This window comes from Rhizobium sp. PDO1-076 (assembly GCF_000247475.1).
Classification (GTDB): domain Bacteria; phylum Pseudomonadota; class Alphaproteobacteria; order Rhizobiales; family Rhizobiaceae; genus Allorhizobium.
Genome location: NZ_AHZC01000117.1, coordinates 1 through 5740 on the forward strand (window position 1 = coordinate 1; position 5740 = coordinate 5740).

The 5740-nt window shown below is 60.6% G+C and carries 3 protein-coding genes; 1 reads left to right on the forward strand and 2 read right to left on the reverse strand.

Annotation, left to right across the window (positions count from 1 at the left end; translation table 11 throughout):
- Both PDO_RS08965 and PDO_RS08970 read right to left on the reverse strand, forming a co-directional pair.
- Positions 1-393 (reverse strand): transglycosylase domain-containing protein (locus PDO_RS08965; protein WP_007600618.1); only part of this gene is annotated, 393 nt, incomplete at its 3' end.
- A 237-nt stretch (positions 394-630) separates the two neighbouring features.
- A complete protein-coding gene (locus tag PDO_RS08970) occupies positions 631-1911 on the reverse strand; it encodes an N-acetylmuramoyl-L-alanine amidase (protein ID WP_007600620.1) in 1281 nt (426 codons plus the stop codon).
- 673 nt (positions 1912-2584) lie between these two features.
- Here PDO_RS08970 and PDO_RS08980 point away from each other — a divergent pair.
- Positions 2585-5518, forward strand: a complete 2934-nt coding sequence (locus tag PDO_RS08980) for an Rne/Rng family ribonuclease (protein WP_007600621.1) — start codon at positions 2585-2587, stop codon at positions 5516-5518.
- Positions 5519-5740 lie beyond the last annotated feature (222 nt).

The window sequence follows — 5740 nt, forward strand, 5'->3', positions numbered from 1 at the left end:
CTTGGCGACCTGCTGGGTGATCGTCGAGGCGCCGACCGGGCGGCGGCCGGAACCGAAGTTCTGCAGGTTGACGAGAATGGCGCGGCCGAGACCATAGATATCGACGCCGGGATGATTGTAGAAATTCTTGTCTTCGGCCGAGAGGAAAGCTGCCTTGACCCGGTCCGGTATTGCTTGGATCGGCAGGAAGAGCCGCCGTTCGCGGGCGTATTCCGCCATCAGCGCGCCGTTGCCGGCATGAATGCGTGTCGTCACTGGCGGTGCGTAACTTGCCAGAACCTCGTAGTTGGGAAGGTCCTTGGTCATCCCGTTCAGATAGATGGCAACGCCGCCGGCCACAATAAGGGCCAGCACGGATGCCAATCCGAAGAGATATCCAATCAGTCTGATCATGTTTTCGCTACCGGCTCTTGCTTCGGGTTCGGCGCGCCGCGAAAAGCTTCGCACACCCCGTGGCGTTTTGCACGTCGAGCGATGCTTGGCAAGACATGCGAGGCTCCTGCGCGGGCTGGGCGATTCGCCGATCGGACCAGATGCGCCTTCGATTTCGAGTAACTGCGGGAATGTGAGGAAAATAGGGCCGTTGGCGAGACTTCGTCATGGTCCGCACCAACGTCCACAGCCAGATCCTCACCCGCCATTGGCCAGAACCGGTGCCCGATAGCGCCGGATCGCATCAACCATCAAGCCGGCAACCTTGTCGCGCCAGACCGGATCGAGCAACAGTTTCTCGTCCTCCTTGTTGGACAGAAAGCCGAGTTCCAGCAGGATCGACGGTACATCATGGGCCTGCAGCACTCTGAAACCTGCATAACGATGCGGATTGTTGATCAGGCCGATTTGACCTTCAAACGAGCCAACAACCGCCTGGGCCATGGAGATCGAAAAGGCCTGCGTCTCGCGACGGGTGAGATCGAGGAGGATATCAGTGACCTCGGATGGCTCATCGGAATGCGCGACGCCACCGATGGCATCGGAGAAGTTCTCACGCTCGGCCAGTTGAGCCGCCATGTGGTCGGATGCCTTGTCGGAGATCGTGTAGACGGTCGCGCCACGGATATCGCCCTGGCGCAGAGTGTCTGCATGCAGCGAGATCAACAGGTTCGCACCCTTCTGACGGGCCAGCACGACCCGCTGGGACAGAGATAGAAACTGATCGCCGTCGCGCGTCATCACGGCGTGGATGCCCGGTTCTTTCTGCAGTTTTTCCAGCAGGATCCGGGCAAAAGCCAGCGTGATGTCCTTTTCCGGCGTCTTTGTCGTCGCACCAGCCGCACCGGCATCGATCCCGCCGTGGCCGGCATCGATGGCGATGACGTATTCATCCGAAACGGACCCCACGGCTGCAAGCTGATCCGCCGCAATGGCTGTCGGCTCGGTCTGCGCATTCCAGGCCTGCTCCTTGACCAGGCGGTCGAAATCCTGCTGCGGGATCAACTCGGCATCAAGCACAAGGCGAAACCCCTTGCCATCTTCATTGGCGAGGACCTCGGCCGAAACGAGTTTGGCGGGACGCTGTGCTGTGAGGACAAGGCGCGCCGAACTTGCATCCATGGAGCCGTAGCGGATGTCGCAAAACAGGCCCGTGGCCTTCAGGTCACTTTCGGCAAAAGCGAAGGCCGTTGCCGGCAAATCGACAACAATGCGATCGGGATTGGCGATGTAGCGGGCTTCGAACGTGGGGCGGGTATCGAAATCGAGCACGACACGGGTGCGGGCATCGTCTCCGGCAACCCGCGCGGCATAGGCGACCATCAGCGTGGATGGCAACCCGGACGGCGCCTGCGCAGAGACTGCGGCGGCAGGTTGCCCCCCTGCCCCGAATGCTGCACCAAATATCAAGATGACGCCCGCGATTCGTCCGAAACGCGTGGCATTCTCCGCGGCTAAATGCACAAATGCTGAAATCAAGCCTGTTCCCCAGGTTGGCGGCCGCCGGAAGTGATGTCCGTCACAGAAGCACGATCGCTTCTTTTTACGCTGACGACCACCCGCAACCCTCCATTCATGATGAATTCACGACATAAAATACGAATAAAAGGCCACTTTCGAACGGGAATCGCAGTACGCGAGCGAATTGATCTAATTGACTGCCATTATGGCATAAATCCGTTTGCTCTTGCTATTGTGACACAGAAAACATACAAGTCACGTGAGGGAAAAAGTGCAAACGGGATAGAAATTCCGCCACGGCTGCCAACCTCTGACAATGGAATTGGCGCCTGTTTAGCCGGACGTTCATCTGCCGTCTCCGCATTTGTTCCTGAAACTGGTTTAACAACGCCGGCACGGCCGGCAAACATCGGTGGCTCCCCACCAAAGGCTCTTGAATGAGCATCCATCGGATCCCGAGGGGTCCATATCATTGTCGTTGACGTACGGTTTTTGATGTTTTTGCAACAGGTTGACATGACCACGAACGGACCGGGATCGATAGATCACCCGATGCCCGTTCGGATGTTGCAAGCCCGGTCCTCCGTGCGTCCACATTCATATCCGGCGCACAGTCCGCTTGGTTCCAGCCGCTTCCCAGTTCAGCGCGCGGATGGACCACCGACCGAGGGCGCCGAGGAGCACAGCTTAAATGGCAGACAAAATGCTTATCGACGCGTCTCACGAAGAAGAGACGCGGGTTGTCGTTGTACGCGGTAACCGCATTGAAGAATTCGATTTCGAATCCCAGCACAAGAAACAAATTCGCGGCAACATCTATCTGGCAAAAGTAACGCGGGTCGAACCCTCGCTGCAGGCCGCCTTTGTCGATTACGGCGGCAACCGCCATGGCTTCCTGGCCTTTGCCGAAATCCACCCCGATTACTACCAGATCCCGCTTGCCGATCGCCAAGCCCTGCTTCGTGCCGAAGCCGAGGAGCATCGCAAAGAAAATGACGTCGAGGGTGACGAGCCTGTGAGCGCCGACCCGGCGTATCAGGACCAGCCCGACATCGGCATCCCCTCCAACGAAGAGCTTGCCGCGACAGACGCCCCTGTCGAAGCCGTCGAAACGGTCACCGAAGTCGCCGTTGTGGACGCGGAAGCCGAGGTTGCCGAAGAGGCGCCGAAGGCCAAGCCGAAGCGTGTTCGCAAGCCGCGCGCCAAGAAGGCTGCCGCTGGCGATGAAGCCGCAGCGTCCGACGACAGCGCCGGTGATGACGATGCCTCGGGCGGCACGATCGCCGCCATGGTTGAAATGGATGAGATTTCCGAAGAAGCCGGACGTCGCCGTGGCCGCGATGACGACGGTGATGATGATGACGACGATCACATCGAGGAAAAGGAAGAAATCGAATCCGTCGGCGCCGAAGACGCGATGGAAGAGGTTCCGGATCGCATTCAGCGCAAGCCGCGCAAGCTGTACCGCATCCAGGAAGTGATCAAGCGCCGGCAGATCCTGCTGGTTCAGGTTGCCAAGGAAGAACGCGGCAACAAGGGCGCCGCTCTCACGACCTATTTGTCGCTGGCAGGCCGCTACTCGGTGCTGATGCCCAACACGGCACGCGGTGGCGGCATTTCGCGCAAGATCACCAACCCTGCCGACCGCAAGCGCCTGAAGGAAATCGCCCGCGGCCTCGAAGTGCCGCAGGGCATGGGCGTGATCCTGCGCACCGCCGGTGCCAACCGCACCAAGGTCGAGATCAAGCGCGATTTCGAATATCTGATGCGCCTGTGGGAAAACGTCCGCACGCTGACGCTCGCCTCGACAGCCCCTTGCCTCGTCTATGAGGAAGGCTCGCTGATCAAGCGCTCGATCCGTGACCTGTATAACAAGGACATCAGCGAGATCGTCGTGTCCGGCGAAGAAGGCTATCGCGAAGCGAAAGACTTCATGAAGATGCTGATGCCGAGCCACGCCAAGGTGGTTCAGCCTTACCGCGATCTGCATCCGATCTTCGCGCGCTCGGGCATCGAAGCGCAGCTCGACCGCATGCTGCAGCCGCAGGTGACGCTGAAGTCCGGCGGCTACATCATCATCAACCAGACCGAAGCGCTGGTATCGATCGACGTGAACTCCGGGCGCTCGACCCGCGAATATTCGATCGAAGACACCGCGCTGCAGACCAACCTGGAAGCGGCAGAAGAAGTCGCCCGCCAGTTGCGCCTGCGCGACCTTGCCGGCCTGATCGTCATCGACTTCATCGACATGGAAGAAAAGCGGAACAACCGCTCCGTCGAGAAGAAGTTGAAGGATTGCCTGAAGAATGACCGCGCCCGCATCCAGGTCGGCCGGATCTCGCATTTCGGCCTGCTTGAGATGTCGCGCCAGCGCATTCGCGCCTCGGTGCTGGAATCGACGACCCAGGTCTGCCCGCACTGCCAGGGCACCGGCCTGATCCGTTCGCAGTCGTCGGTTGCCCTGCATGTCCTGCGCGGCATCGAGGAATTCCTGCTGAAGAGCACGACCCACGACATCATCGTGCATTCCACGCCGGAAACAGCCCTTTACCTGCTGAACCAGAAGCGCGGCACGATTGTCGACTATGAGCAGCGCTTCGGCGTTTCGATCGTCGTCGAAGCCGATCATGCCGACCACAGCGGTTCGCAGCACTTCACCATCGAGCGTGGCGAAGCCGTGCCGAACCCAGTCAAGATCGAAAGCCTGATGTCGCTCCTGCCGGAGCCGGAAGAAGACGAATACGTTCCGGAACCCGAGGACGAGGATGACGAAGAGTTGGTGGCAGCACCGGTTGCCGCCACGGCTTCTCCGCAGGCTGACGCATCGGCCAATGGCGACGAACAGGGCAATCGCAAGCGCAAGCGCCGTCGTCGCCGTCGCGGCAAGAACGGCCCGAATGGCGAAACCAACGGCGCCCAGGCTTCCGGCATGGAAGACGATGGCGACGAGGACGAAGGTGACGAGGCTGACGACGACGCTGCCGAAGGCGGCAGCGAAGCCGTGGCCGGCGATGTCGATGCCAACGGCGACGACAGCCAGAAGCGCAAGCGCCGCCGTCGCGGCAAGCGCGGTGGCCGTCGCAACCGTCCGGGCGAAGAAGGCTCGCTGGAGGCTGGCGATGAAAATGGCGAAGACGGCGACGACGGGGAAGAAACCGACGGCGTGACCGAAACCGCCGCGGAAATGGCTGACGAACGGGTTGTCGAGACCTCTCCGTCGATGGCGGCAGTCGAAGCGACGGAAGAGGCCCCTGCGGTCCCGGCCCCGAAAGCGCGCCGGACCCGCAAGGCGAAGGTTGCTCCTGAGACCGCCGAACCGGCTGTTGCCGAAGCCGCTCCGGCGGTCGTGGTCGCTGAACCGGTTGTTACCGAAATCCTGGAACCGGCTGTTGCCGAGGCCGTGGAACCCGTTGCGGCACCGATCGCAGCGCCGGCCGAGACCCCGGTTGCTGACGTGGTTGCCGAGGAAGCCGTCGTCGACGAGAGCAAGCCGGCCCGCGCCAACCGTGAATCGAATGTCACATCGTCACAGCCCGTCGTCACTTCTGTGAATGCGTCGGACGAGAACGGCGAAGCGGCCAAGCCCAAGAAGGGCGGCTGGTGGCAGAAGCGCGGTTTCTTCTGAGCCGCAGCTGAAATTCGAAAATGAAAAAGGCCCCAATCGGGGCCTTTTTCATGTCTTGCTGGCTGGTTGTTTACGTCCTTCAGGCCGGGCGGAAACGCTGCATGACCAGCGTCGGCTTATCCATGAAACTCGCGTCATGGCTGCGGACATATCCGCATTTTTCGGCAACGCGGACCGAGCCCTCATGGGACGGGTCGAAGATCGCAACCGTGCGTTCAGTGA

Excerpts from the sequence above, each read along its gene's own strand:
- PDO_RS08980 (WP_007600621.1), top strand. The coding sequence starts at position 2,585 with ATGGCAGACAAAATGCTTATCGACGCGTCTCACGAAGAAGAGACGCGG.